Raw genomic sequence first — 24300 nt, 5'->3', positions numbered from 1 at the left:
GGCGAATATGGCTCCAGACTTGCGACCCGGACCGCATTCCCCGCCCACCGACGAGCTGCACAGCGCCGAGGACACGTTGGGGGTGCTGCAGCGGGTGCTGCACACGATCGCCTCCGACGACCTGTCACGACGGACGCCGTGCACGGAATTCGACGTGTCGGATCTGACCGGGCACCTACTGAACTCGATCTCGGCCCTCGGCGGCATGGTCGGCGCGGACATTCCGGCGCGCGAGGAGGGCGATTCGGTGGAACGTCAGGTGATCGCCGCCGCTCGGCCGGCCTTGGACGCCTGGCACCGCCACGGTCTGGACGGGTCGGTGCCGTTCGGCAAGGGCGAGATGCCCGCGAACAGCGCGTGCGCCATCCTGTCGATCGAATTCCTGGTCCACGCATGGGATTACGCCACCGCGCTGGGCCGCGACGTGGACGCCCCCGAGCCACTGTCGGAGTACGTGCTGGGGCTCGCGCGTCAGATCATCCGTCCGGAGCTACGCGGTCAGGCCGGGTTCGACGACCCGGTCGACGTCCCCGCGGACGCCGGCGCGCTCGAGCAGTTGGTCGCGTTCACCGGACGCAACCCCGCGGGGTAGTTCTACGCCTTCGGTGCTATTGCCGAGCGTGAAGTTGGCTTCACGCTGGCTGCCGAGCGTGAAACTAAGTTCACGATCGAGCGTCGAAGACTCACTCCCGCTCGAGGTAGAAGTAGTAGTACTTGCCGTTATCCTGGACGCCCTTGCCGTTCATGATGCCCATCACGGCGTTGTCGTCGATTTTCTTGAAGTGGTCGTGCACCGGCTGACCGTCGTAAACCATGGTCGCGGTGACCTCTCCGCGGAAGTCCTCCAGCCACAGGCTGGCCTCGCCCTTGCCCATCTCGACGTTGGAGAATTTGTTGCCGTCGGCGTCGAGACAGACGAGTGGCTGCACGTCGCGGGCGGACTTGAAGGTCTTGCCGTACCAGCCGGCCTTCTCCAGTTGGCCGTTCATCTTGTGGCCGGTCTGGAACTCGCCACCCTTCCATTCGCCGAGCATCCCGTCGATCGTCGCGGGCGCAAGCTCGGCCCAGAATTCGTCGAGCTCGGAATCCGCGATGTCGCCGCTGCGCTCCTTGAACTCGGTGAACTTCTTCCGCGCGAGGTCCACGGCGTCTCCTTACGATTCGGTGCGGGCTATCCAATCGCGGGCAAAATGCAGCAGCGCGTCATTTTCCTGCGGCGCACCAATGGTGACACGAACGCCTTCGTTCGCGAACGGCCGCACCACCAGGTGTGCGTCGGCGGCCTGCTCGGTGAAATCCATGGTGCGCGCACCCAGCGGTAGCCAGAGGAAGTTGGCGTGCGACGGGGGCAGCTCGAATCCGGCATCGCGCAGCGCGTCACCGACGCGGGTGCGCTCGACGACCAGCGCGTCGGTGCGGGCCATCAGCTCGTCGGAGGCCTCGAGCGACGCGATGGCGGCCGCTTGCGCGACGTTCGTCACGGCGAACGGCATGACCACCTTGTCCAGCGCGATGATCAGGTCCGGGTGGCCCACCGCGTAACCGACGCGCAGCCCCGCCAACCCGTAGGCCTTCGAAAAAGTCCGCAGCACAACGACATTGCCGCGGGTCAGCGCCAGATCCAGGCTGTTGGGCAGCATGCCGTCGCGGATGTATTCGACGTAAGCCTCGTCGATGGCGATCAGGACGTGAGGCGGCACGGCCTCGACGAATCGCGTCAGTGCGTCCGGGTCGACGACGGTGGACGTCGGATTGTTCGGGTTGCACACGAAGATGAGCCGGGTGCGGTCGGTGATGGCGGCGAACATCGCGTCGAGGTCGTGCGTGTGCTCGGTCAGCGGAACTTTGACGGTGGTCGCGCCGGACACTTGGATGATGGGCCGGTAGCACTCGAAGCTGCGCCAGCCGATCATCACCTCATCACCGGCGGCGGCGGTGATCTGAACTAGCTGCTGGCACAAGGTGACCGAACCGCTACCGACCGCGATCTGCTCGGGGGCGACGTGGGAACCGAGGTGCATGGACAGCGCCGCCTTGAGTTCGACGCTGGCGCTGTCCGGGTAGCGGTTGACGACGGCGACCGCGCGCTCGATCGCCGCGTGCACGCTGGGCAGCGGGCCGTAGACGGTCTCATTGCTGGCCAGCTTGATCGAGCCGGGCACGTTCTTGCCGGGGACATACACCGGCAGTCCGACCAGTTCGTTGCGCAGGCGGGCGGTCATTTCGACAGTTTATGTCTCGACTGTGTAAGGTATGGCTCCGCGCGAGCGGAAAGGGGTCCGGTACCCTCAGGAAGTCCAAGGGAGGCGTGCCAGAGCGGCCGAATGGGGCTCACTGCTAATGAGTTGTCCCCCTCAAAGGGGACCGGAGGTTCAAATCCTCTCGCCTCCGCCACGGAACACGGAACGACAACTGAATGACAGGCGCCCGTAGCTCAACGGATAGAGCATCTGACTACGGATCAGAAGGTTAGGGGTTCGAATCCCTTCGGGCGCGCTCAGGGCTCTGGGCTTGTTCGGGGCATCCGAAATGATTCGAATCGTGAAGCGCCAGTTTGTTGTAGGTGCGGCTTTCCCGATACCTTCCGCCCACGACTAACGTCATGCCAGCAGCCGGATCACTCACCGCCCGCGTGCACTCCGCCGCGCTAGGGGCGCGGCTGGAACGGCTGGAACGGTCCGCCGAACGGCCCCCGGCGAGGCGGTTCGGTCACGGTCTGTGTGACGGTGCTGGTTTCGGTGCTCGGCGACACCGTGACCGTGCTCGGAGGCTCTGTCGTCGTAGGAGTCTCGGTACTCGACGGCGGCGGGGCCGTCTCGGTCACCGTCTCGGTCGGGCCTCCGCCACCGCCGCCCCTGTGGTGCCGCGGCGCCTGCTCCGTGGTGGTCACCGGCGCGGTGGCGGACGGGACGGGCGTGGTTGTGGTGGCGGGGCTGGGCGCCGGTGACGACCCGCCAGTCAGTTTGACCACCGCGAACACCAGCGCAGCCAGCACGATCACCCCGATGGCGCCGGCCGCGACCAGCGCCGCCGGACGGCGGTACCACGGCGTCGGCGGCTCCGGTGGCTCAGGCGATTGTGGCTCGGGCTCGTAATATCCGCCGTACCGCGCGGCCGCGGTCGGCTCGGAGTAGAAATCCGGTTCCTCGGGATAAGGCGGCACGAGAGGAGATGTTAGTAGGAGCCCTCATCGGAGATGAGGCCCAGCGCCCGCTCGAACAGGTGCACCGTGGCCGCGTGCAGTTGGTCGCCGACCTCCTTCTCGGCTTTACCGGCGCAGGCACGGGCCAAGGTCCCCTCGATCACGATCCCGAGCTTGAAGCAGGCCAGCACCGTGTACCAGGTGATGTGGGACAGGTCGCGGGCGGTGTTGGCGGCGTAGCGCTCGAGCAGCTCGTCGGTGCTGGCCAACCCGTCCTGCCCGCCAAGGGCGTGGCTGAACACGCTGGAGCCGTCGGGCTGGCGCCAGGTGGCCAGCAGCCAGCCCAGGTCCAGCAGCGGGTCTCCGATGGTGCACATCTCCCAGTCGACGATGGCGACCACGTCCGGGCCGGTGCGGGAGAACATCACGTTCGCGGCGTGATAATCGCCGTGCATGATGCCCGGCCTCCAGTGGGCGGGTCGGTGCCGGTCCAGCCAGGACGACACCTGCTCGATGCCCGGGATGTCGGGCCCTGGGTAACCGTCGTACTCGTTGTAGGACTCCAGCTCCGAAAGCCAGCGCGGCACCTGGCGTTCCAGGAAACCCTCGGGCTTGCCGAAATCGGCGAGGTCCACCGCGACATGGTCGACGGCGCCCAGGTTGGCCAGAGCGTCGGCCATCGACAGTCCCATTCCGTGACGCACTTTGGCGTCGCCGGCGTGCAGGGGTGGCAGGCCTTCGCCCGCGTTGAATCCGTCGACCGGGTCCATCAGGTAGAAGACGGCGTCTCCCAGCACACTCGGGTCCGCACAGGCGGCGATGAGGTGGGGATGGGGCACGCTCGAACCAGCCAGTGCGGCAAGCACTTTCGTTTCCCGCAGGATCACGCTGTTGCTGCGCGGGCGCAAGTGCCGTGGCCCGCGGCGGAGCACATACTGGCGGCCGGCCCGGGTGAACCGCACCATGACGTTCTGGGTTCCGCCGGTGACATTGGAAACGTCCAGTAGCGGCCCCTCGCCGAGACCCTGCGCGGACATCCACTCCGCTACGGCCTCCAGGTTCACGTAATCCACTCTTCAGCCCTTCGGTTGCGGCGTGTATCGGACGGTTTGCGCTCGGATCATGCCGTCGCGAAACACGAAGGTGTCGACGCCGTCGTCGACCCGATTGACGGCCGAGTCGGCCGACCATTGGAGGAACAGCACGTCCTCGTGGAAGAGCTGAGTTTTCAAGTCCCAGTTCGCATCCGGCAGATCGGCGAGCAATGTCGCGAAGACTCTGCGAATGGCTGCCTTGCCGCGAGCCACGCCGGCTGCGCTGAGCAGCACGGAATCCTCGGTGTAGTCGACGACGATCTCGTCAAGGTCGCCCGCGGCCAGCGCGGTGCCGTGGTGGGCGAAGACCTCCTGCGGCGTACGTGACGGGGTGGGCGTCATGGCACTCCCTTGCGACCTGTGGACCGTCTGCGAAAAAGACTAGGACAGGGGCGACGGACGACCCCGGCCGGCGGCGCCTGGAAGAATAGTGTGCATAACTTACTTTCTGGGGAAGGGAACTGGCGATGCCGCGGACCGACGATGACTCCTGGGAGATCACTCAAAGCGTGGGCGCCACCGCGCTGGGTGTGGCGGCAGCTCGCGCGGCCGAAACCGAGAGCGAGAACCCCCTGATCAACGATCCTTTCGCGCGCGTCTTCGTCGACGCCGCGGGCGAGGGGATGTGGAGCGTTTACGCCGACCCGGCGCTGCTGGCCAAGGCTGGCGACATCGAGCCGGATCTGAGGAATCGGCTACAGCTGATGGTCGACTTCATGGCCACCCGGACGGCGTTCTTCGACGAGTTCTTCCTCGGCGCCGCCGACGCCGGCGTTCGGCAGGTGGTGATCCTGGCGGCCGGCCTCGACGCACGCAGCTGGCGCCTCCCGTGGCCCGACGGCACCGTCGTCTACGAACTCGACCAGCCGAAGGTGCTGGAATTCAAATCCGACACGCTGCGCGAGCACGGGGCGCAGCCCAGGGCGCGGCTGGTCAACGTCCCGATCGACCTGCGTCAGGATTGGCCGAAAGCGCTGCGGGAGGCGGGATTCGACGCCTCCAAGCCCGCCGTGTGGTCGGCCGAGGGACTCGTTCGCTACCTGCCCGCGCAGGCCCAGGACCTGTTGTTCGAACGGATCGACTCGCTGAGTGTCGAGGGCAGTCGGCTCGCGTCCAACGTGCCCGCCCCGGGTTTCACCGATCCGGCTCGTGTGCAGCGCCAGCGCGACGAGATGCGCCGGATGCGGGCCGCGGCCGCCGAACTGGTCAACGCCGAGATCACGGATTTCGATGACCTGTGGTACCCCGAGGAGCGCACGCCCGTCGACGGCTGGCTGCGTGAGCGCGGCTGGGACGTCACGACGGCCTCGTTCGCGGAGTTGATGGCGCGGTATGGCCGCAGTGTTCCGCCGGGCGCGGAGGACTCGATGCCGCCCACTCTCTACGTGTCCGCGCAGCGGACGGCGGGCTGATCTGCCCGACGGATCTCCGCGAGGTTAACGTCAAGTACCGCAACGGTTCTCGCCAGAATGACAGGCGGACGGTACCCTCGCCGCTATGGCTGCTCGACGTGCCCGGCTAAGCGACGTGCATGAGATCGCCGCCGCGATGCCGCACGTCCAGCGTTTGGAGGGCCCCAAGGGCAATGCGATTTACCAGGTGGGCGGGAAGTCGTTCGTCTTCTTCCGCACGCCCCGGCCCGACGCGACCGATCCCGACACCGGCGAGCGCTACGCGGATGTGATCATGCTGTGGGTGGAATCGGAAAGCGACAAGTTGGCGTTGATTTCCGATCCCGGTTCGCCGTTCTTCACCACGGACCACTTCGACGGTCACCCTTCGGTGTTGGTGCGGGCCAGCCGGCTGGCTGAAATCAGCAGGACCGAGTTAGCTGAGCTCATTCAGGACGCCTGGTTATCCCGGGCGTCGAAAAAGCGCGCCGCTACCTGGCTTGCCGACCACACCTAACGCAACGAGCTGCGCCGACAAGCACTGTTGCATAACCCATTGCATGTTTAGACATAAGTCGAATGGGTAACTTCAGGTCCACGAGAAAACTTCTTCTCGTCCACATTGGAGGTCACGATGCGTGGCAGCGGGATCATCGGAACGGTTGCGTTGGTGTGGTTGCTGATCGGGGTTTTCGCGGCGTGGCAGCGCGACTACTTCAAAAACGACAACACCTCATGCGCCTCGGCGGGCACGGTCGCGGTAACCGTGATCGCTGGCCCCTTGAATTACTTCGGTGTCAATCCAAAAGTGACGGATTGTCATCTGCCGCAACCAAGTTCAATGCAATCGATCAACCTCTAACCACTCACTCAAAGGAAGTCGACATGGTTATCTTAGGGATCATCCTGCTTATCCTGGGATTCTTTTTCCACGTACCCATCCTGACCACGCTGGGCATCGTGCTACTGGTCATCGGCGTGGTGCTCTGGATTCTCGGCTCGGTCGGCCGCCCGGTCGCCGGACGCCGTTACTGGTACTAACGGCTCCTGCCGAAGACGGATCGCGCGGCTGCCTGGCAGCCGCGCGATCCGTTTCACAGGACACGCATAGGTTCGGCATAGCCTTGACTCAGCCCGCGGCGGGGATACTGGACGCTGTGACCCAGCCCCGAGCCTCGGTAGAGCGGGTTGTCATGTGTCGCGCCGACGGCAACCCCATCAATGTTCTGGTCGTCGACGACGAATCGGTGCTGGCCGACATGGTGTCGATGGCCCTGCGCTACGAGGGCTGGAACATCTGCACCGCCGGCGACGGGGCGTCGGCAATCGCGACCGCTCGCTCCCAGCGGCCCGACGTGGTCGTCCTGGACGTGATGCTGCCCGACATGAGCGGCCTCGACGTCTTGCGCAAACTGCGCGAGGAGAATCCGCAACTGCCGGTCCTGCTGCTGACGGCCAAGGATGCCGTCGAAGACCGCATCGCCGGCCTGACGGCCGGTGGCGACGACTATGTCACCAAACCGTTCAGCATCGAAGAGGTCGTGCTGCGCCTGCGCGCCCTGTTGCGCCGCACCGGGGTGACAACGGTCGACAGCGGCGCGCAGTTGGTGGTCGGAGACTTGGTGCTCGACGAGGACAGCCACGAGGTCACCCGCGCGGGCGAGCCAATCTCGTTGACCTCCACCGAGTTTGAACTGTTGAGATTCATGATGCGCAACTCCAAGCGGGTGCTGAGCAAAGCCCAGATACTGGACCGGGTATGGAGTTACGACTTCGGCGGCCGGTCCAACATCGTCGAGCTCTACATTTCCTACCTGCGCAAGAAGATCGACAACGGCCGAGAACCGATGATCCACACGCTGCGCGGCGCGGGCTATGTCCTCAAGCCGGCCCGCTGATACCCGAAGGGTCTGGTCCCTTCGCCTTCGGCTGCTGGTCGGGCAGATCGTCGTGTTGGCAATCGTTTGCGTCGGCATCACCGCGGCGACCGAACTGGCGTTGCTTCACCACCTGGTGGCCCAGCTCGACGGTCAGCTCGCCGGCACCTCCTACCGTTCGGCGCTCATGTACCCCGAGCCGCCGCATTCGGGCTGGCGGCATCAGCGCGTCTATCCGCGTCCGGGCCCCGGCCCGCGATTCCTGGACGCCCCGGGTCAGCCGGCGGGCATGGTGGCCGCGGTGGTCAGCCACGGGGACACGGTGGACGCCGGTTACACGACGAGCAGCGGCGACCGGGCCGGGCTGACCCCGACCGCCCAGCAGCAACTGTCCGGGATCGCCGGCAGCCGTAAGCCGGTGACCCTCAACCTCGACGGGCTGGGCCGCTACCGGGTGGTTGCGGCGCCGAGCCGCAGCGGCGGCGACGTCATCGTCACCGGCCTGTCGATGGCCAACATCGACGCCACCCTGATGCGGATGCTCGTCATCTTCGGGATCGTCACCGTCGTCGCGCTGGTCGCGGCCACCACCGCCGGTGTGATCATCATCAGGCGGGCGCTGGCGCCGTTGCGCCGCGTCGCGCAGACCGCGAGCGAGGTGGCCGGCTTGCCGCTGGCGCGCGGCGAGGTGAAACTCCCTGTGCGCGTAGGTGAATCCGACGCGAACCCGTCCACCGAGGTGGGGCAACTGGGTGCTGCCCTCAACCAGATGCTGGACCACATCGCTGCCGCACTGTCGGCGCGGCAGGCCAGCGAGACGCGGGTTCGCCAGTTCGTCGCCGACGCCAGCCACGAGCTGCGCACGCCGCTGGCGGCGATCCGCGGCTACACCGAACTGACCCAACGGATGGGCGACGATCGCGAAGCGGTTGCGCAGGCGATGAGCCGGGTGGCTTCGGAGACGGAGCGGATGACGCGCCTCGTCGAGGACCTGCTGCTGCTGGCCCGGCTGGACTCCGGCCGTCCCTTGGAACGCGAACCGGTCGATCTGTCGCGGTTGGCGGTGGACGCGGTCAGCGACGCTCACGTCGCCGGACCCGATCATCAGTGGGAACTCGACCTGCCCGAAGAACCGGTGGTCGTCACTGGCGACGCGGCGCGCCTGCATCAGGTGCTGACGAACCTGCTTGCCAACGCCCGGGTGCACACCGGGGCGGGCACCGTCGTGACGACCCGATTGAGCACCGAGCCGTCACACACCGTGCTGCAGGTCGTCGACAACGGGCCCGGCATCCCGGCGGCGCTACAGTCCGAGGTCTTCGAACGCTTTGCCCGCGGCGACTCCTCGCGCTCGCGCAAGGGCGGCAGCACCGGACTGGGCCTGGCGATCGCCTCGGCGGTTGTCAAGGCGCACAACGGAAGTATCGCGGTGGACAGCGTGCCGGGCCACACCGCGTTCACGGTGCGGTTGCCACCGAATGGATGGCAACCGCCCGCTGGCGAGCCTTAAGTCAGGAGCAAGTCGCGTCGATTTCGAACGGCTTGTTCACCTGCTGCATCGGGTTGGCCATGTCGACACCGGTTGCGGTGCCGGTGACCTTGTACGTGTTGCCGTCCTTGGTCGCCGAGGCGTTGCCCTGGCCACCTTGCGCGTACTGAAGCGTCACGCCGTTGACGTTGCCGAGCTGGACCGCTTTCACCGCGAGCGGATTGGCGTCGGCGAGCACGACGCTGATCCCGGTGGTGTTCCCACCGACCGCGATGGAGATATTGCCGCCGGCCTTCGTGCAAATCGTGGTGCCCTGGACGTTCTGGTCCTTGCCGTCGATGATGACCTTCGACGAGTTGTTGCCGCCTGCCGACACCGAGCCTCCCGGCACCGAGGTCGAAACGCCATTTGATTTGTTGCTCGAACAGCCGGAAATGCCCGCGGCAAGAATTGCCGCTCCGGCCACCGCGACGGTCAGTCCACGCTTCACCTGTACTCCTTTGCCCGAAAGTTGCGGTCCTCGGCATTGAGGGCCGTCTGGGCAGTATGCGGGTTAACTGGGCTACGAATCCAGAACCCGAAGAAATTGTTGCTGTGTTCATTAATTGGACGGCAAAAAGCCGTCGGAACAACCTTGGCCGATGGCGCATTAGTGGCAAGGTAAGACGGTGGACCACAAATCGCCCAGCGCAATCATCGAATCGGCCCATCGCGAACATGTTCTGCCGTTCCATGATGAGACGGATTTCGCCGATGCCGACCGCGGATTCATTGCCGCCCTGTCCCCGTGCGTGATCAAAGCGGCCGACGGGCGGGTGGTGTGGGACAACGACGCCTATTCATTCTTGGACGGCCCCGCCCCGACGTCGGTGCATCCCAGTCTCTGGCGACAATCGACGCTGGCCGCCAAGCAAGGCCTTTACGAAGTGGTTCCCGGCATCTATCAGGTACGCGGTTTAGACCTCTCGAACATCACCTTCGTCGAGGGCGACAGCGGCATCATCGTCATCGACCCACTGATTTCCACGGAGGTCGCCGCCGCGGCGCTGGGGCTGTATCGCGCCCATCGCGGCGGCGACCGCCCGGTGGTCGCGGTGATCTACACCCACAGCCACGCCGACCATTTCGGCGGCGTGCTTGGCGTCACCTCGCAGGAGGACGTCGATGCCGGTGCGGTGGCCGTCCTGGCACCGGAGGGCTTCATCGAGCACGCGGTGCAGGAAAACGTCTACGCCGGGCCGGCGATGACGCGACGCGCCACCTACATGTACGGCATGCTGCTCGAGCGCGGGCCGCGCGGCCATGTGGGGTGCGGGCTCGGCCAGGCCGGATCCACCGGCGAAGTCGCGCTCATCGTGCCGACCGTCGACATCAGGGAAACCGGGGAGCGACACACGATCGACGGCGTCGAGATCGAGTTCCAAATGGCGCCCGGCACCGAGGCTCCCGCCGAAATGCATTTCTATTTCCCGCGTTTCCGTGCCTTGTGTATGGCCGAGAACGCCACCCACAACCTGCACAACCTCTTGACCCTGCGCGGCGCCCTGGTGCGCGACCCGCACGCCTGGTCCGAATACCTCACCGAAGCGATCGACACGTTTGCCGACCGCGCCGACGTCGTGTTCGCCTCCCACCACTGGCCGACCTGGGGACAGCACAACACTGTTGCGTTCCTGTCGCTGCAGCGCGACCTGTACGCGTACCTGCACGACCAGACGCTGCGGCTGCTCAATCAGGGCTACACCGGTGTCGAGATAGCCGAAATGTTCCAGATGCCACCGGCTCTCGATCAGGTCTGGCATACGCGCGGGTACTACGGCTCGGTGAACCACAACGTCAAGGCGGTATACCAGCGTTACATGGGGTGGTTCGACGGCAACCCCGGACGCCTGTGGCCCCATCCGCCCGAGGCGCTGGCGCCCCGCTACGTCGGCGCGATGGGCGGCATCGACCGGGTCGTCGACCTCGCCAGGGAGGCGTTCGACTCGGGTGATTACCGTTGGGCGGCAACTCTTTTAGACCATGCGATGTTCACCGACAGCGCGCACCCGGGCGCCCGCGCGTTGTACTCGGACACGCTCGAGCAGCTGGCGTACGGGGCCGAAAACGCGACTTGGCGCAACTTCTTCCTCAGCGGCGCAGCGGAATTGCGCGACGGAAACTTCGGCACCGCGACCACGACGACGTCTATCTCGATGCTCAGCCAGCTGACGCCGGAGCAGATCTTCGACAGCCTGGCTATCCGGGTCAACGGGCCGCGCAGCTGGGATCTTGACATCACCATCGACGTCACGCTTGCCGACGCGGCGGTCAACTATCGACTCGTCCTGCGCAACGGCGTGCTGGTCCAGCGCAAGGTGGCGGCGGATCCATCGACGGCGACGGTTACGGTGCGGCTGGTCAACAAGATTCGGCTGCTATCGGTGGCGGCGGGTGATTTCACCTCGCCCGGCCTGGAGCTCAGCGGTGATCAGGACGCCCTGCAGGCCTTCCTCGGCGCGCTCGACCAGCCCGACCCGAACTTCAACATCGTCACGCCGTGACACCGCTTCACGCGACGTCGATCACCACCTTGCCCAGCACCTTGCGGTCGGCCACATGCCGTAACGCCGCCGCGGTCTCCGAGAGCGGGAATCGCGCGCCGATGTACGGCCGCACCGTGCCGGCAGCGAACATCTGCGCCAACTCCGCCAGGTCGCGCACGGCTTCGTGGGGCCGGTCCGTCATGAAGGTGCGGATCTCCATGCCGCGGACGCAGATGTCTTTGAGCAGAATGAGATTGAGCGGGATGGCCGGGATGGAGCCGGCGGCGTAGCCCAGCGTGACGAAGGTGCCGCCCCGCGCGAGACCGCGCAGCGCCGGCTCCGAGTAACGTCCGCCGACCGGGTCGAGCACCACGCGGGCGCTGTCGCCGGTGAGTTCACGGATCCGCGTTTTGAGGTCCTCGCGGTCGTAGTCCACGGTGGCCTCGGCCCCACGCTGCCGGCACAGCTCGAGCTTCTCCGGGCTCGACGCCGCGGCCAGCACACGGGCCCCCATCGCCGCCGCCAGGTCGACCGCGGCCAGCCCCACGCCGCCGGCGGCCCCGAGGACCACCACCCAATCTCCCTGCGTGACAGCGGCCGTCGAGCGCAGCGCGTGATAGGCGGTGCGGTAGGTGACGCCGAAGGCCGCGGCCGACGCGAAGTCGGCGTCGTCGGGCACCAACTCGGCCTGGCTCGCGTCGAGCAGCGCTAGTTCGGCGAACGCCCCGAAGGTGGTTCCGCAGACCCGCTGCCCGGGACGGAACGGCGCGCCCTTCCCGGCGGCGACGACCTCCCCGGCGATCTCGTTGCCGGGTATGAACGGAGGCGGAATTTTGACCTGGTACTTGCCGGCGATGAACAGCACGTCGGGGAAGTTGACCGCGGCGGCACGGACCCGCACCAGCAGTTGTCCGGGCGCCGCAACGGGATCGGGCACGTCGTCGATCACCAGGTCCTCGGGTGTGCCATACGCACGACAGATCACCGCGCGCATCAACTGACCCCCAATCCCCGTACACAGAACCGCACCACGTGCGCGATGTCGTCGGCTCCGGGCTGCGCGGCCGAACCCACGTAGCGACGCATGGTAGCGGCGGTGCAGCTGAACACGGCCTCGACATCCCGCTCGACATCGCTACTGCCCAGCGCCGCAATGGGTTCGACGAGCAGCTCGCGAAGCGGCCGCATCATCTCCTGGTCGGCCGCGCGCCAATTGGTGCCGGCCGACATCTGGCCGGCCGCCGCGCGGGTCATGCTGATCAGGTGCGGGTCGGCCACCTGGGCCAGCGTGCCCTCGATCCACCGCATGACCTTGTCGCGGGGGTCTGATTCCTTGGCCATCTGGTGCTCGAGGTAGGAGACCACGATGGCTACCCCGCGTTCCATCACCGCCAGGATCAGGTCGTCCTTACCGGCGAAATATCGGTAGAACGCCTTGTTCGACGAGCCCGCCTCGGCGACGATGTCGCTGACCCGGGGCGCTTCGGGCGCGACGCGTTGCATGACGCGCACCGCGGCGGCCAGGATGCGTTCCACCTCCTCGGTGGCCTCGCGCTGGCGGTCGTCGAGCGCGCGTCCGACCGCCGCGCTCACGCGGTCAGAGGTCAACGAGCTCACCGTATTTGGCGCGCGCGGCCGCGCGCCGCACATCGAGCATCTCGCTGGGCCAGTCGCCTTCTTCGGCCTCGTAACCCTTGAGCAGCATCCTGGCCAGGTTCACCTTGTGCGCCTCGGTGGGCCCGTCGGCCAGGCCCAGCGCGATGCCGCCGAGCAGGACGTTGACCAGTGGCAGCTGATCGGTGAGCCCCAGCGCCCCGTGCACCTGGATCGCCCGCAGGGCAATCGATTTGAGCACCTGTGAGGCCAGGATTTTGCAGGCGGCGATCTCGGCCCGGGCGGCGCGCTCGTCACCCTGGTCGATCAACCACGCCGCGTGCAGCACGGTCAGTCGGAACGGAATCAACTCGGTGTAGGAGTCGGCGACGAACTCCTGGACCAGTTGTTTGTCGGCCAGCAGGCTGCCCTGGGTGAAGCGGCTTTTCGCCCGGCGCGACATGATCTCGACGGCGCGCTGCGCCATCCCGATGGAGCGCATCGCGTGGTGCAGCCGCCCGCCGGCCAGCCGGGTCTGCAATATCAGGAATCCCTGACCCGGCTCTCCCAGCAAGGCATCGGACGGCACTCGCACGTCGTTGTAGTGCACCAGGGAATGGCCCGGCTCGTGCGGGTCGGCCCCGACCAGATGGTGGTTGGCCTCCACGACCAGTCCCTCGGTGCCCGCCGGGATCAGGAACGTCGACGCGCCGGTATGCACCGGCACATCGGGGTCGGTGATCGCGACGACGATGAAGAAGGAGGCGACGGAGGCGTTGGAGGAGAAGTACTTTCGCCCGGTGATCACCCAGTCGTCGCCGTCGCGCACGGCCCGGGTGGTGAACACCCGCGGATCGGCGCCGCCTTGCGGCTCGGTCATCGAGAAGCACGAGAAGATCTCTCCGGACAGCAGGCCCGCCAGATAGCGGTCCTTTTGTTCCTGGGTCCCGAAGCGGGCGATGATCTCGGCGTTGCCGGTGTCGGGCGCCTGCGTCCCGAACACGATCGGCGCCCAGGGGCTGCGGCCCAGGATCTCGTTGATCAGCGTCAGCTTGACCGCGCCGAAGCCCTGCCCACCTAGCTCCGGGCCCAGATGCGGCGCCCACAAACCCTTGTCGCGCACCTGCTGTTTGAGCGGGTCGACGATGCGGCGTCGCTCGTCGTTCAGCGGCAGAAATTCACACCCGGGGAACAGCACCTCGAGCGGTTCCACCTCGTCGCGAACGAACCCGCGGATCCATTCGAGCTTGTCTGCGAACTCGGGCTCGGTAGAAAAGTCCCAGGACATCGCGCAACCTCCTGCTCGCTAAGGGATCCCGCCGTCGGCCCGCAAAATCGAGCCGGTAGTGAAGCTGGACGCGTCGGACGCCAAAAACAGGGCGGCGCCGACGATTTCGCGTGGGTCGCCCGCGCGCTGCAAGGAAAGGTGCTTGAACGGATTCTGAGGTGCCGCATCGAGATTCCAGGCCTTGCTCACGTCGGTGAGGAACGGCCCGGCCATCAGCGTGTTGACCCGCACCGCCGGGCCGAACGCCTTCGCCAGCGCCTCGGTCATGGCGTTCAGACCGGCCTTGGCCGCGGCGTAGGGGACGATGTCGGGTGTCGGCCGCAGCGAGCCGGCCGTACTCACGTTGATGATCGAACCCCGCCCGGCCGCCACCATGCGCTCACCGACCAACGCCGACAACCGGAACGGGCCCTTGAGGTTGAGGTTGACCACGGCGTCGAACAGCTTCTCGGTCACGTCGGTGAGCTTGTCGTACAACGGCGACATGCCCGCGTTGTTGATCAGCGCGTCGACCTTGCCGAACCGCTCGTAGGTCGCCTCGACCAAGCCGTCCAACTGATCCCAGCGCCCCACGTGCACCTGATACGGCATGGCCGCACGGCCGGTCTCGGCCTCGATCTCCTTGGCGGTGGAGGCGCAGTTGTCCAGGTTGCGGCTGGCGATCACCACATCCGCTCCGCAGCGCGCCGCGCCGAACGCCATCTCACGTCCCAGCCCGCGGCTGCCGCCGGTGACCAGGACGACCCGGTCGGTGAGGTCGAAAAGCTGCTCGGCATAACCCATTTCAGGACACCCTGTTGGATCGGGCGAGTTCGGCTGCCGTCGCGATGAGCTGCAAGATCATCGGCCCGAACGCGTCGGTGATCTTGGGGTCGACCTTCCCGGTGCGCACCCCGGCAGCGTAGGTCTTCTCCAGCACGATGCCCAGTTTCCAGTTGGCCAGCACCAGGTAGTAGTCGATGTCCTCGGTCGACAAGCCGCTGACGGTTTCGTAGTGGTCCAACAGCTCGCTGCGCGTTGGCATGCCGCGCATGTCGAGATAAAACCCGTCCTCGCGCGGCTTTTCACCGTCGTAGCCCAGTAGGCACCACGCCAGGTCGAGCAGCGGATCGCCGACAGTGGTCATCTCCCAGTCGACGATCGCGGCAAGACGCGCCGGCTCGCCGTGCGCGAACATCACATTGGCGAACTGATAGTCGCCGTGCATGATGCCGGCCCGGTAGTGCGCCGGACGGTTGCGGCGCAGCCAGTCGGACGCCTCGTCAAGACCGGGCAGCTCGCGGACCTTATAGGCGTCCAGAAACGCCAGCCAGCGATCGACCTGCCGCTCGTGGAATCCGTCGGGGCGGCCGAAGCCTTCGAGCCCTTGCTTGCGCCAATCCACCCGGCCAAGCCTGGCCGCGCCGTCGACCAATTGGAAGGCCAGGCCGCGCCGGGCCGCCAAGTCGGTGTCGAACGGCGGTTGCCACCCGCCGTCCATCGGGCACCACCCGTCGATCGCCTGCATGACGTAGAACGGCATCCCGAGCACGTCGCCGGTGTCGTCGGCGGCGATCAGCGCCGCATGCGGGACATCCGTGCCGGACAGCGCGCGAACCAGGCGAATCTCCCGCAGCAGCCCGTCGATGCGGGCGGCGTCCGCCCGGGGACCGGGCATCCGCAACACCATGCGCCGGCCGGCGCGCTCGATCAGGTAGAGGGTGTTCTGCGAACCGCCCTTCAGCTGGGTCAGCTGCGGTTCTTCCCCGTTCCCCGGTGCGTCGTTGGCGTCCAGCCACCGGGCGAATACGGCCGCGTCGAGTCCCGATTCACCCACGTGAGTCACCCCGCATCGCCGCACATCACAATCTCTGTGCGGAGAATAGCATTCTCACGCGTGCCGTGGCGCCGTCGGGTCAGTCCGGCTTGTGCGCGCTCAACAGGAACCCGGGCGCCATGAAGTGGCCCTCGTCGTCGTGGTCGAGATGCGCCAGCGGATTGTCCGGCGACCCGGCCGCGTCGTCTGTGCCGTACACCTTCGCCGCGCGAACCTCGTCGACCCGCCACAGCGTCGCGACGGCATCGCGCAGTTCGGTTTCGGTGAAGCCGGGTGGGCCCGGCCGGCCCGAATGGGCATCGTCCAGTGCCCCGGCCGCGAAGGCCAGGATGTACAGCGAGGCTCCCGGCGCCGCCGCGCGAAAGATGGACTGCACGTAGTCATGGCGCCGTTCGGGTGGCAGCGCATGGAACAGCCCGCTGTCCAGGATGGTGGAGAAGCGGCCGTCATAGCCGCCGAATCTGGTGACGTCGGCCTGGGCGAAAGTCGCCGTGGCGAGCCCTTGTTCGGCGGCCGCGGCGGTGGCCGCAGCAATCGCAGTCGCGCTGGCATCCAGGCCGACCACGGTGTAGCCGAGCGCGGCAAGGCTCAGCGAGAGCGCGGCGTGGCCACAGCCGGAGTCCAGCACCTCGCTGCGCACCTTGCCTTGGTCGATGAGCAGCGCCAGCTCCGGCTGGGGCCGGCCGATGCTCCACGGGGGCGGGGCGGCCTGCCGGTAGGCGGCGTCCCAATCCCTATCCGGTTCGGTCATCGGTCCTCCTCGAGATTGGCGTCACCCGGCGATGAGAAACTGGCGCTGCCAACCATCGAACGACAGGAAGACATATGCAAGTGCTTCTGGTCCGGCACGCGCTGCCGCTGCGCAGCGAACACGGCCAAGGTTCCGACCCGGATCTGTCGGAGGAAGGGTTGGCGCAGATCGAGCGACTCCCCAAGGCGCTCGCCAGGTTTCCCATTGCCCGCGTGGTGAGCAGTCCGCAGCGCCGGGCCATCCAGACCGCCGAGCCGGTCGCGGCGGACCGCGGGCTGACCGTCGAGGTCGACGATCGCTTCGCCGAGTACGACCGCGACCTGCCGGTGTACATCCCCGTCGAGCAGATCCGCGCGGAGATGCCCGAAGAATGGGCGCGACTGGCTCAGGGGCATCTACCCAGCGCGGTCGACGAGGATGCGTTTCGTGACCGGGTGCGCGCCGCGGTCGACGACCTCGTCGCCGCCGCCGACCCCGACGACACCGTCGCGGTGTTCAGCCACGGCGGGGTCATCAACGTCCTCTTGCACGAAATTCTGGGCACCGCCCGGCTGCTGTCCTTTCCCGTCGACTACGCGTCGGTCACGCGGCTGTTGTTCTCCCGGTCCGGTCAGGCGACGGTCGCCGCGGTCAACACGACCGAACACGTCTGGGACCTGTTGCCGCGAAACCAAAGGATGCTCGACGACGACGCCGGCCGCGGCGGCTGAGCGAAAGATCGGCACATCGCAGGTGGTGCACCGCGTCGGGCTCGGCGATGGTAGACAAGTTCGGTGACTTCAGCTGACCAACTCGAGGGCCTCGACCTGGCCTCGCTCGACCGGTACCTGCGTTCACTGGGGATCGGGCGAGACGGCGAGTTACGCGCGGACTTCATCTCCGGTGGTCGCTCCAATCTGACGTTCCGCGTCTACGACGACAGCACCAGCTGGCTGGTGCGGCGACCGCCCCTGCACGGCTTGACACCGTCGGCGCACGACATGGCCCGCGAGTACCGCGTCGTTGCGGCGCTACAGGACACACCCGTTCCGGTGGCGCGCACGATCGCGCTCTGCGAGGACGATTCGGTGCTGGGCGCCCCCTTCCAGATCGTCGACTTCGTCGACGGCCAGGTGGTACGTCGTCGCGCTCAACTGGAATCGTTCAGCCACACCGTCATCGGCGGGTGCGTCGACTCGTTGATCCGGGTCCTGGTCGATTTGCACCATGTCGACCCCAGCGCCGTCGGCTTGGCCGATTTCGGCAAGCCCAGCGGTTATCTGGAGCGTCAGGTGCGGCGATGGGGTTCGCAATGGTCGCTGGTGCGGTTGCCCGAGGATCGGCGCGATGCCGACGTCGAACGGCTGCATTCCGGTCTGGGCGAGGCCATTCCGCAGCAGAGCCGCACGTCGATCGTGCACGGCGATTACCGGATCGACAACACGATCCTGGACGCCGACGACCCGACCACGGTCCGCGCCGTCGTCGACTGGGAGCTCTCCACGCTGGGCGATCCGCTGTCCGACGCCGCCCTGATGTGCGTATACCGCGACCCCGCCCTGGATTTGATCGTCAACGCGCAGGCCGCCTGGACATCGCCGTTGCTGCCGACGGCCGACGAACTGGCCGACCGGTATTCGTTGGTGGCCGGTACACCGCTGGCGCATTGGGAGTTCTACATGGCGTTGGCCTACTTCAAGCTCGCCATCATCGCCGCGGGCATAGACTTCCGCCGGCGGATGTCGGATCAAGCCCGGGGCGCGGACTCCGACCACGCACCGGAGGTGGTGGCGCCGCTGATCTCCCGGGGTCTGGCCGAACTGGCCAAGCTGCCCGGCTAGCGCGCGACGGCCGCGTGGCTTTTCTTCGCCGCGCGGCGAAGCTGCAAGATCCGTGCGGTGCCGGCCGCAACCGTGATCAGGCCGCCGACCACGGCGGCCAGCAGGATAGCCACGCCCAACGGCAGGCTCCAGTGCCAGCCCAGGAACTTGAAGTCCGTCGGCGACGTGTTCTGGGTAATGAAAATCAGCAACAGGATCAGGATTACGAATCCGGCGACCAGCGACGACCACAGCGCTCCGGCGCGGGTGAAGCCAATGGCCGGTTGCTTGGTGGTTGCGCCCGTTTTGGGTGCAGGATCGGGCTTGGGAGGTGGCTGGCCGGGCGAGGCAGGGGTTTGGCTGCTCATAGTGCCATCTTTGCCCCATCCCGAGCAGATTGAAACCGATTCACCGCAACCGGTGCTCGGGGACCGGCATCGGCGCCGTTCGGGCGTTAGGGTCGGCGGTATGACGGCACTGCCGCGACGTCGGAGCGCGATTACGCGCGCGGCGGCATTAGTGCTGGCGATGTCCGTCGTTGCGGCGTGCAGCAATTCCGATCCGTTGGGAGCGCAGGTTCGCAGCCCCAACTCCATCGTCATCGGCTCCGGCGATTTCCCGGAGTCGCAGATCATCGCCGAGATCTACGCACAAGCGTTGCAGGCCAACGGTTTCGAAGTGGGCAAGCGGATGGGCATCGGCAGCCGCGAAACGTATATCCCTGCGCTCAAAGACCATTCCATTGACCTGGTGCCGGAGTACATCGGCAATCTGCTGCGCTATGTTTGGCCGCAGTCCGACGCCACCACATTGGAAGCGGTCGAGCGGGAGCTCGACCAGCGCCTGCCCGACGGCCTGTCAATTCTGACGCCCGCGCCGGCCGCCGACACCGACACCGTCACGGTGGCCGGGCAGACGGCGAAGTCCTGGGATCTGAAGGCGATCGCCGATTTGGCGGCACATTCGCCCGACGTGCGATTCGGGGCGCCCTCGGCCTTCGCGACCCGGCCGGCGGGCCTGCCGGGGCTGCGGCAGAAGTATGGGCTCGACATCAGACCGGGCAACTTCGTCGCCATCGACGACGGCGGTGGCGCGGTCACCGTGCGCGCGTTGCTCGAGGGAAGGGTGAATGCCGCCAATATCTTCACCACATCGCCGGCGATACCGCAGAACCATTTGGTGGTCCTCGACGACCCCGAACACAACTTCGTAGCCGGAAACATTGTGCCGCTTATCAATACGCAGAAGAGGTCCGACCGTCTCAAGGTCGTTCTGGACGCGGTCTCGGCGAGGCTGACCACCTCAGGTGTCGCTGGACTCAATGCCGCGGTGTCGGGAAACTCGGGCATCGACCCTGACGAGGCGGCGCGAAACTGGGTGAAGGACAACGGCTTCGACCACGCGATCGGAGGATGACTTGATCATCTTCGACAACGTCAGCAAGGCCTTCGCCGACGGCACCACCGCCGTCAACCAGCTGAGCCTGACCGTCCCCAACGGCAAGCTGACCGTCTTCGTCGGGTCCTCGGGCAGCGGCAAGACCACGGCGCTGCGCATGATCAACCGGATGATCGAGCCCACCTCGGGCAGCATCTCGATCGACGGCGTCGATGTCTCCAGCCGCGACCCGGTAAAGCTGCGACTGGGAATCGGATACGTCATCCAGCACGCCGGCCTGATGCCGCATCAACGCGTAATCGACAACGTGGCAACGGTTCCCGTCTTACGCGGCCAGTCTCGCAGGGCCGCCCGCAAGGCCGCCTACGCGGTGCTCGAACGGGTGGGGCTGGACGCCAAGCTCGCAACCCGTTACCCCGCGCAGCTCTCCGGAGGCGAGCAACAACGGGTCGGCGTGGCGCGGGCGCTGGCCGCCGACCCGCCGATCCTGTTGATGGACGAGCCGTTCTCCGCCGTCGATCCGGTGGTTCGCCACGACCTGCAGAACGAGATACTGCGCCTGCAAGGCGAAATGCACAAGACGATCGTCTTCGTCACCCACGACATCGATGAGGCGCTGCGGCTCGGCGAACGGGTGGCGGTGTTCAAGGGCGGCTCATTACAGCAGTACGACGAACCCGGCCGGCTGCTGTCGCGGCCGGCCAATGATTTCGTGTCCAGGTTCATCGGGCTGGGCCGTGGCTATCGATGGTTGCAGCTTCTCGACGCGACCGGTCTGCCGTTACACGACGTCGAGCGGATCGCGGCCGACAAGCTCTCCGGGGCAAGGCTTTCCGACGGTTGGGCGGTCGTCGTCGACGACGACGGTGCGCCGCTGGGCTGGATCGACGAGGCGGGCCTGCGTCGGCATCGCGACAATGTGTCGTTGTCCGAAAGCGTGAGCGGCATCGGATCGCTGTTTAGGCCGCGGGGCAATCTGAGCCAGGCGCTGGATTCCGCGCTGTCGTCGCCGTCGGGCATCGGCGTCGCGGTGGACGACGCCGGCAAGGTGATCGGCGGTGTGCTGGCCGCCGACGTGTTGGCAGCGGTCCAGGCCCAGCGGCTGGGCGCCGCGGAACCTCAAGGGACTTAGCCGGTGCACTACCTGCTGACCCACCTCGACGACGCCCGGACGCTGACCGCGGAACATCTCTGGCTGGCCTTGGTGCCGGTGCTGATCGGGCTGGCGATCGCGCTGCCGCTGGGCATGCTGGTGCAGCGCAAGCGAATCGCCCGCCGGCTCACGACGGCGGCCGCCAGCGTCGTGTTCACCATTCCATCGCTGGCCCTGTTCGTGGTTTTGCCGATGCTGATCGGGACCCGCATCCTCGACGAGGCCAACGTCATGGTGGCGTTGACGGCCTACACCGCCGCACTGCTGGTGCGCGCGGTGCTCGAGGCGCTCGACGCGGTGTCGGCCCAGGTGCGTGACGCCGCCACGGCGGTCGGCTATCCGCCGCTCACGCGGATACTGAAAGTTGAACTGCCGCTGTCGATTCCGGTACTCGTTGCCGGTTTGCGGGTGGTCGTGGTCACCAACATCGCGATGGTTTCGGTCGGTTCGGTGATCGGCATCGGTGGCCTGGGCAGCTGGTTCACCCAGGGCTACCAGACCAACAAGAGCGATCAGATCCTGGCGGGCATCATCGCGCTGTTCCTGCTGTCGGTGGTCATCGATGTGCTGATCGTGTTGGCCGGCCGGTTGGCCACACCGTGGGCACACGCCACCCGGAGCACCGGCCGCCGTTCGGTCGTGGCGCCCGTTGTGGGTGGTGCGCGATGAACTTCGTCGAGCGGGCGATCTCCTACGTGCTGACCGCCGACAACTGGACGGGCCCGGTGGGGCTCGCGGCCCGCATCCTCGAGCATCTCGAGTACACCGCCCTGGCGGTGGCGGCCTCGGCGCTCATCGCGATTCCCGTCGGCTTGATCATCGGGCACACCGGCCGCGGCACCCTGCTGGTGGTGGGTGCCGTCAACGGCCTGCGCTCCCTGCCGACGCTGGGCGTGCTGCTGTTCGGGACGCTGCTGTTCGGGTTGGGGCTCGGTCCGTCTTTGGTGGCGCTGATGCTGCTGGGTGTGCCGGCGTTGTTGGCCGGTACCTACGCCGGGATCGCGAATGTCGAGCCGACGGTCGTCGATGCGGCCCGCGCGATGGGTATGACCGAGGCCCAGGTGCTGATGCGCGTCGAAGTGCCGAATGCGTTGCCGTTGATCCTCGGTGGGCTCCGCAGCGCGACGCTGCAGGTGGTCGCCACCGCGACGGTGGCCGCCTACGCCAGCCTCGGCGGTCTGGGCAGATACCTGATCGACGGGATCAAAGAACGTGAGTTTCATCTCGCCCTTGTCGGGGCGTTGATGGTTGCCGCGTTGGCGCTGGTGCTCGACGGACTGCTGGCTCTCGCGGTGTGGATTTCGGTGCCGGGCACCGGGCGGTTGCGGCGAACATACCGGGCACTTCCGCAGCGGTTGGCGGGCACGTCTTACGGTAGATGAGTGAACGCAGCCCCCTCTGACCCGTCTCGCCGCGTGTGGCAGGCGATGCTCACCTGGCGCGCACATGATGCTCCCCGGATGGAATCGGTACGAGTTCAGGTGTCCGGCAACAGAATCAAGGCCAATGGCCGCATCATCGCCGCCGCCACCGATACCCACCCGGCGTTCGGCGCCTATTACGACTTGCTGACCGATGAGACCGGCGCCACCAAGCGGCTCGGCATGACCGTGACCCTGGCCGAGCGTGAGCGCGTCTTCTCGTTCGCCCGCGACGAAGAGAACATGTGGTTGGTCACCGACCATCAGGGCGAGCACCGCGCGGCCTACAACGGTGCGCTCGACATCGACGTGGAGTTCAGCCCGTTCTTCAATGCGCTGCCCATCCGGCGGCTCGGGCTGTACGAGCGAGCCGCCTCGGTCACGCTGCCGGTGGTCTATGTGAACATGCCGGACATGTCGATCACCGCGGACACCGTGAGCTACAGCAGCACCGGCAGTCTGGACGCGATCAAGTTGCGCTCGCCGATCTCCGACACCACGGTGAGCGTCGACGACGAAGGCTTCATCGTCGACTATCCAGGCTTGGCAGAGCGGATCTGATCACCCCGCCGGCCCGGCCCGCCGCGGCCAGTTCCTGACGCCAGTTCTCCGCCCCGACGATGACGTGGAAGATGTCGGAGCGCGGGAAGCTGTCGTAACGCGTTCGCGCGGCGTGGCCTGCGTCGACGAGGTCGGCGACCGAGTTATGGGACGCCAGCGATTGCCGGGCGCGTTTCAGCAGCTCGATCGCGCGATCGGCCGTGGGCACCAGTTGATCGGAGTTGCCTTCGCACATCGCCCGGACCAGGTCCGGGGCCGTGGCCGCCACCCGGGTCCCGTCCCGGAATGACCCGGCGGCCAATGCGAATGCCAGCGGGACGTCTGCGGCCACGACGGCCAGCGTCTCGGCGAGCAGGTGGGGCAGATGCGAGATGGCCGCCGCGGCGGCGTCGTGCTCGTCGGACCTGGCCGGCACGACCACCGCGCCGCAGTCCAGGGCCAGCGTCATCACCGTCGACCAGACCGAAGGATCGACATGATCGTCGACGCTGATCACCCAGGGGGCCCCGGTGAACAAACCGGCGTAGCCGGCGGCCCATCCCGAATGCGCGGTGCCCGCCATCGGGTGGCCCCCGACGAACCGCTTCAGCAGACCGGCCGCGACCACCTGATCGAGCACCGCTTGCTTGACGCTGGTGACGTCGGTCAATGCGCACTCCGGAGCGTTCTCCTTGATGTGGGCGAGCATGCCCGCCATCGCCGGCATCGGCACGGCCAGCACGATCAACGCTTCGGCGGCGGCGGCACGAGACAGCGTCGCGATCAGATCGGTGTCGGCGTCGAAGCCGTCGGCGGTCGCGGCGTGCGCGCCCTCCACCGACCGGTTGTAGCCGAACACCTCGCGGCCGGCCGCCGTTGCGGCCCGCATTATCGAGCCACCGATCAACCCCAGCCCGAGCACACACACCGGTGTCTTAGAAGGAGGGCTTGCCACATTCCAAGGTTGGCACATCCGGCTGGGAACGGCGCCGTCAGATCTCGCGGCTACCAGGCGCCATCTGG

General features: G+C 66.8%; 29 protein-coding genes and 2 tRNA genes. 17 read left to right on the top strand and 14 right to left on the bottom strand.

What is annotated here, in order from left to right:
• Window positions 1–7 precede the first annotated feature (7 nt).
• Window positions 8–592: a TIGR03086 family metal-binding protein gene (locus tag AC5Y30_RS06290; protein ID WP_499917237.1), complete on the top strand. Its 585-nt coding sequence runs from the start codon at window positions 8–10 to the stop codon at window positions 590–592.
• Between the two features lie 91 nt (window positions 593–683).
• Here AC5Y30_RS06290 and AC5Y30_RS06285 read toward each other — a convergent pair whose 3' ends face one another.
• Together AC5Y30_RS06285 and hisC are read right to left on the bottom strand one after the other, a co-directional pair.
• The gene (locus AC5Y30_RS06285) at window positions 684–1145 is read right to left on the bottom strand and encodes a DUF4334 domain-containing protein (protein WP_499917236.1); all 462 of its coding nucleotides are present in this window, start codon (window positions 1143–1145) and stop codon (window positions 684–686) included.
• A gap of 9 nt (window positions 1146–1154) precedes the next feature.
• A complete protein-coding gene (gene hisC, locus AC5Y30_RS06280) occupies window positions 1155–2222 on the bottom strand; it encodes a histidinol-phosphate transaminase (protein ID WP_499917235.1) in 1068 nt (355 codons plus the stop codon).
• An 80-nt stretch (window positions 2223–2302) separates the two neighbouring features.
• Between hisC and AC5Y30_RS06275 the strand changes: the two genes are divergently transcribed.
• Together AC5Y30_RS06275 and AC5Y30_RS06270 are read left to right on the top strand one after the other, a co-directional pair.
• Window positions 2303–2394 (top strand) — tRNA-Ser (locus tag AC5Y30_RS06275).
• Between the two features lie 29 nt (window positions 2395–2423).
• Window positions 2424–2496: transfer RNA gene (locus AC5Y30_RS06270), tRNA-Arg, on the top strand.
• Window positions 2497–2647: 151 nt separating this feature from the next.
• Here AC5Y30_RS06270 and AC5Y30_RS06265 read toward each other — a convergent pair.
• From AC5Y30_RS06265 to AC5Y30_RS06255, 3 genes are read right to left on the bottom strand one after another with little or no spacing between them, the layout of a single operon-like run.
• Window positions 2648–3163: a hypothetical protein gene (locus AC5Y30_RS06265; RefSeq protein ID WP_499917234.1), complete on the bottom strand. Its 516-nt coding sequence runs from the start codon at window positions 3161–3163 to the stop codon at window positions 2648–2650.
• An 11-nt stretch (window positions 3164–3174) separates the two neighbouring features.
• The gene (locus AC5Y30_RS06260; protein ID WP_499917655.1) at window positions 3175–4179 is read right to left on the bottom strand and encodes a phosphotransferase family protein; all 1005 of its coding nucleotides are present in this window, start codon (window positions 4177–4179) and stop codon (window positions 3175–3177) included.
• Between the two features lie 39 nt (window positions 4180–4218).
• Window positions 4219–4578, bottom strand: coding sequence for a nuclear transport factor 2 family protein (locus AC5Y30_RS06255; RefSeq protein ID WP_499917233.1), 360 nt, complete (start codon window positions 4576–4578; stop codon window positions 4219–4221).
• A 125-nt stretch (window positions 4579–4703) separates the two neighbouring features.
• On the opposite strand from AC5Y30_RS06255, the gene AC5Y30_RS06250 reads away from it, so the two are divergent.
• The 6 genes from AC5Y30_RS06250 to AC5Y30_RS06225 all read left to right on the top strand — a co-directional run bounded on the left by AC5Y30_RS06250 (window position 4704) and on the right by AC5Y30_RS06225 (window position 9014).
• Complete coding sequence (locus AC5Y30_RS06250; protein ID WP_499917232.1) at window positions 4704–5648, top strand: class I SAM-dependent methyltransferase; 945 nt, start codon at window positions 4704–4706, stop codon at window positions 5646–5648.
• A gap of 85 nt (window positions 5649–5733) precedes the next feature.
• Complete coding sequence (locus AC5Y30_RS06245; RefSeq protein ID WP_499917231.1) at window positions 5734–6144, top strand: MmcQ/YjbR family DNA-binding protein; 411 nt, start codon at window positions 5734–5736, stop codon at window positions 6142–6144.
• Between the two features lie 105 nt (window positions 6145–6249).
• Window positions 6250–6489, top strand: a complete 240-nt coding sequence (locus tag AC5Y30_RS06240; RefSeq protein WP_064880197.1) for a hypothetical protein — start codon at window positions 6250–6252, stop codon at window positions 6487–6489.
• Between the two features lie 23 nt (window positions 6490–6512).
• The gene (locus AC5Y30_RS06235; protein ID WP_197694711.1) at window positions 6513–6668 is read left to right on the top strand and encodes a DUF6131 family protein; all 156 of its coding nucleotides are present in this window, start codon (window positions 6513–6515) and stop codon (window positions 6666–6668) included.
• Between the two features lie 152 nt (window positions 6669–6820).
• A complete protein-coding gene (locus tag AC5Y30_RS06230; RefSeq protein ID WP_499917654.1) occupies window positions 6821–7525 on the top strand; it encodes a response regulator transcription factor in 705 nt (234 codons plus the stop codon).
• Window positions 7503–9014, top strand: a complete 1512-nt coding sequence (locus AC5Y30_RS06225; protein WP_499917230.1) for a sensor histidine kinase — start codon at window positions 7503–7505, stop codon at window positions 9012–9014. The genes AC5Y30_RS06230 and AC5Y30_RS06225 overlap by 23 nt, the downstream gene beginning before the upstream one ends.
• A 1-nt stretch (window position 9015) precedes the next feature.
• Here the strand turns inward: AC5Y30_RS06225 and AC5Y30_RS06220 are convergent, their stop codons facing one another.
• Window positions 9016–9483, bottom strand: a complete 468-nt coding sequence (locus AC5Y30_RS06220; protein ID WP_499917229.1) for a lipoprotein LpqH — start codon at window positions 9481–9483, stop codon at window positions 9016–9018.
• A gap of 178 nt (window positions 9484–9661) precedes the next feature.
• Between AC5Y30_RS06220 and AC5Y30_RS06215 the strand changes: the two genes are divergently transcribed.
• On the top strand, window positions 9662–11536 hold the full coding sequence (locus tag AC5Y30_RS06215; RefSeq protein ID WP_499917228.1) for an alkyl/aryl-sulfatase: 1875 nt from the start codon (window positions 9662–9664) through the stop codon (window positions 11534–11536).
• Between the two features lie 7 nt (window positions 11537–11543).
• On the opposite strand, the gene AC5Y30_RS06210 is transcribed toward AC5Y30_RS06215, so the two are convergent.
• From AC5Y30_RS06210 to AC5Y30_RS06185, 6 genes are all read right to left on the bottom strand, one after another.
• On the bottom strand, window positions 11544–12512 hold the full coding sequence (locus tag AC5Y30_RS06210; RefSeq protein WP_499917227.1) for an NADPH:quinone oxidoreductase family protein: 969 nt from the start codon (window positions 12510–12512) through the stop codon (window positions 11544–11546).
• Complete coding sequence (locus tag AC5Y30_RS06205; protein ID WP_499917226.1) at window positions 12512–13135, bottom strand: TetR/AcrR family transcriptional regulator; 624 nt, start codon at window positions 13133–13135, stop codon at window positions 12512–12514. The genes AC5Y30_RS06210 and AC5Y30_RS06205 overlap by 1 nt, the downstream gene beginning before the upstream one ends.
• Window positions 13116–14399: an acyl-CoA dehydrogenase family protein gene (locus AC5Y30_RS06200; RefSeq protein WP_499917225.1), complete on the bottom strand. Its 1284-nt coding sequence runs from the start codon at window positions 14397–14399 to the stop codon at window positions 13116–13118. Before AC5Y30_RS06200 ends, AC5Y30_RS06205 begins: the two co-directional genes overlap by 20 nt.
• Window positions 14400–14417: 18 nt before the next feature.
• A complete protein-coding gene (locus AC5Y30_RS06195; protein WP_499917224.1) occupies window positions 14418–15182 on the bottom strand; it encodes an SDR family NAD(P)-dependent oxidoreductase in 765 nt (254 codons plus the stop codon).
• 1 nt (window position 15183) lies between these two features.
• A complete protein-coding gene (locus AC5Y30_RS06190; RefSeq protein WP_499917223.1) occupies window positions 15184–16224 on the bottom strand; it encodes a phosphotransferase family protein in 1041 nt (346 codons plus the stop codon).
• A 70-nt stretch (window positions 16225–16294) separates the two neighbouring features.
• On the bottom strand, window positions 16295–16966 hold the full coding sequence (locus AC5Y30_RS06185; RefSeq protein ID WP_499917222.1) for a class I SAM-dependent methyltransferase: 672 nt from the start codon (window positions 16964–16966) through the stop codon (window positions 16295–16297).
• A gap of 74 nt (window positions 16967–17040) precedes the next feature.
• Between AC5Y30_RS06185 and AC5Y30_RS06180 the strand changes: the two genes are divergently transcribed.
• Together AC5Y30_RS06180 and AC5Y30_RS06175 are read left to right on the top strand one after the other, a co-directional pair.
• Entirely contained in the window at window positions 17041–17676 is a 636-nt protein-coding gene (locus tag AC5Y30_RS06180; protein ID WP_499917221.1) for a histidine phosphatase family protein, read from the top strand.
• Window positions 17677–17739: 63 nt separating this feature from the next.
• On the top strand, window positions 17740–18786 hold the full coding sequence (locus tag AC5Y30_RS06175; RefSeq protein WP_499917220.1) for a phosphotransferase family protein: 1047 nt from the start codon (window positions 17740–17742) through the stop codon (window positions 18784–18786).
• Here the strand turns inward: AC5Y30_RS06175 and AC5Y30_RS06170 are convergent.
• A complete protein-coding gene (locus AC5Y30_RS06170; RefSeq protein WP_499917219.1) occupies window positions 18783–19133 on the bottom strand; it encodes a LapA family protein in 351 nt (116 codons plus the stop codon). The genes AC5Y30_RS06175 and AC5Y30_RS06170 overlap by 4 nt on opposite strands.
• Window positions 19134–19233: 100 nt before the next feature.
• On the opposite strand from AC5Y30_RS06170, the gene AC5Y30_RS06165 reads away from it, so the two are divergent.
• From AC5Y30_RS06165 to AC5Y30_RS06145, 5 genes are read left to right on the top strand one after another with little or no spacing between them, the layout of a single operon-like run.
• Complete coding sequence (locus AC5Y30_RS06165; protein WP_499917218.1) at window positions 19234–20181, top strand: ABC transporter substrate-binding protein; 948 nt, start codon at window positions 19234–19236, stop codon at window positions 20179–20181.
• A gap of 1 nt (window position 20182) precedes the next feature.
• Window positions 20183–21295, top strand: a complete 1113-nt coding sequence (locus AC5Y30_RS06160; protein ID WP_499917217.1) for an ABC transporter ATP-binding protein — start codon at window positions 20183–20185, stop codon at window positions 21293–21295.
• A gap of 3 nt (window positions 21296–21298) precedes the next feature.
• A complete protein-coding gene (locus tag AC5Y30_RS06155; protein ID WP_499917216.1) occupies window positions 21299–21985 on the top strand; it encodes an ABC transporter permease in 687 nt (228 codons plus the stop codon).
• Window positions 21982–22698, top strand: a complete 717-nt coding sequence (locus tag AC5Y30_RS06150) for an ABC transporter permease (protein ID WP_499917215.1) — start codon at window positions 21982–21984, stop codon at window positions 22696–22698. The genes AC5Y30_RS06155 and AC5Y30_RS06150 overlap by 4 nt, the downstream gene beginning before the upstream one ends.
• Window positions 22699–23298 carry a putative glycolipid-binding domain-containing protein gene (locus AC5Y30_RS06145; RefSeq protein WP_499917214.1) on the top strand — a complete coding sequence of 200 codons (600 nt, stop codon included), beginning with the start codon at window positions 22699–22701 and terminating at the stop codon, window positions 23296–23298.
• On the opposite strand, the gene AC5Y30_RS06140 is transcribed toward AC5Y30_RS06145, so the two are convergent.
• Entirely contained in the window at window positions 23261–24205 is a 945-nt protein-coding gene (locus tag AC5Y30_RS06140) for a prephenate dehydrogenase (RefSeq protein ID WP_499917653.1), read from the bottom strand. The genes AC5Y30_RS06145 and AC5Y30_RS06140 overlap by 38 nt on opposite strands.
• Window positions 24206–24300: the final 95 nt, after the last annotated feature.

The sequence above is a fragment of the Mycobacterium sp. NGS27 genome (assembly GCF_059813005.1).
The sequence above is the reverse complement of the archived record's forward strand: the minus strand, read 5'-3'. Positions and strand labels throughout refer to the sequence as shown.

What these genes read in the sequence shown, in the direction of transcription:
- AC5Y30_RS06180 (WP_499917221.1), top strand. Translation starts at nt 17,041, where the DNA reads ATGCAAGTGCTTCTGGTCCGGCACGCGCTGCCGCTGCGCAGCGAACAC.
- AC5Y30_RS06225 (WP_499917230.1), top strand. Translation starts at nt 7,503, where the DNA reads ATGTCCTCAAGCCGGCCCGCTGATACCCGAAGGGTCTGGTCCCTTCGC.
- AC5Y30_RS06250 (WP_499917232.1), top strand. Translation starts at nt 4,704, where the DNA reads ATGCCGCGGACCGACGATGACTCCTGGGAGATCACTCAAAGCGTGGGC.
- AC5Y30_RS06210 (WP_499917227.1), bottom strand. Translation starts at nt 12,512, where the DNA reads ATGCGCGCGGTGATCTGTCGTGCGTATGGCACACCCGAGGACCTGGTG.
- AC5Y30_RS06150 (WP_499917215.1), top strand. Translation starts at nt 21,982, where the DNA reads ATGAACTTCGTCGAGCGGGCGATCTCCTACGTGCTGACCGCCGACAAC.
- hisC (WP_499917235.1), bottom strand. Translation starts at nt 2,222, where the DNA reads ATGACCGCCCGCCTGCGCAACGAACTGGTCGGACTGCCGGTGTATGTC.
- AC5Y30_RS06235 (WP_197694711.1), top strand. Translation starts at nt 6,513, where the DNA reads ATGGTTATCTTAGGGATCATCCTGCTTATCCTGGGATTCTTTTTCCAC.
- AC5Y30_RS06195 (WP_499917224.1), bottom strand. Translation starts at nt 15,182, where the DNA reads ATGGGTTATGCCGAGCAGCTTTTCGACCTCACCGACCGGGTCGTCCTG.
- AC5Y30_RS06200 (WP_499917225.1), bottom strand. Translation starts at nt 14,399, where the DNA reads ATGTCCTGGGACTTTTCTACCGAGCCCGAGTTCGCAGACAAGCTCGAA.
- AC5Y30_RS06165 (WP_499917218.1), top strand. Translation starts at nt 19,234, where the DNA reads ATGACGGCACTGCCGCGACGTCGGAGCGCGATTACGCGCGCGGCGGCA.
- AC5Y30_RS06230 (WP_499917654.1), top strand. Translation starts at nt 6,821, where the DNA reads ATGTGTCGCGCCGACGGCAACCCCATCAATGTTCTGGTCGTCGACGAC.
- AC5Y30_RS06260 (WP_499917655.1), bottom strand. Translation starts at nt 4,179, where the DNA reads ATGTCCGCGCAGGGTCTCGGCGAGGGGCCGCTACTGGACGTTTCCAAT.
- AC5Y30_RS06290 (WP_499917237.1), top strand. Translation starts at nt 8, where the DNA reads ATGGCTCCAGACTTGCGACCCGGACCGCATTCCCCGCCCACCGACGAG.
- AC5Y30_RS06245 (WP_499917231.1), top strand. Translation starts at nt 5,734, where the DNA reads ATGGCTGCTCGACGTGCCCGGCTAAGCGACGTGCATGAGATCGCCGCC.
- AC5Y30_RS06170 (WP_499917219.1), bottom strand. Translation starts at nt 19,133, where the DNA reads ATGAGCAGCCAAACCCCTGCCTCGCCCGGCCAGCCACCTCCCAAGCCC.
- AC5Y30_RS06255 (WP_499917233.1), bottom strand. Translation starts at nt 4,578, where the DNA reads ATGACGCCCACCCCGTCACGTACGCCGCAGGAGGTCTTCGCCCACCAC.
- AC5Y30_RS06185 (WP_499917222.1), bottom strand. Translation starts at nt 16,966, where the DNA reads ATGACCGAACCGGATAGGGATTGGGACGCCGCCTACCGGCAGGCCGCC.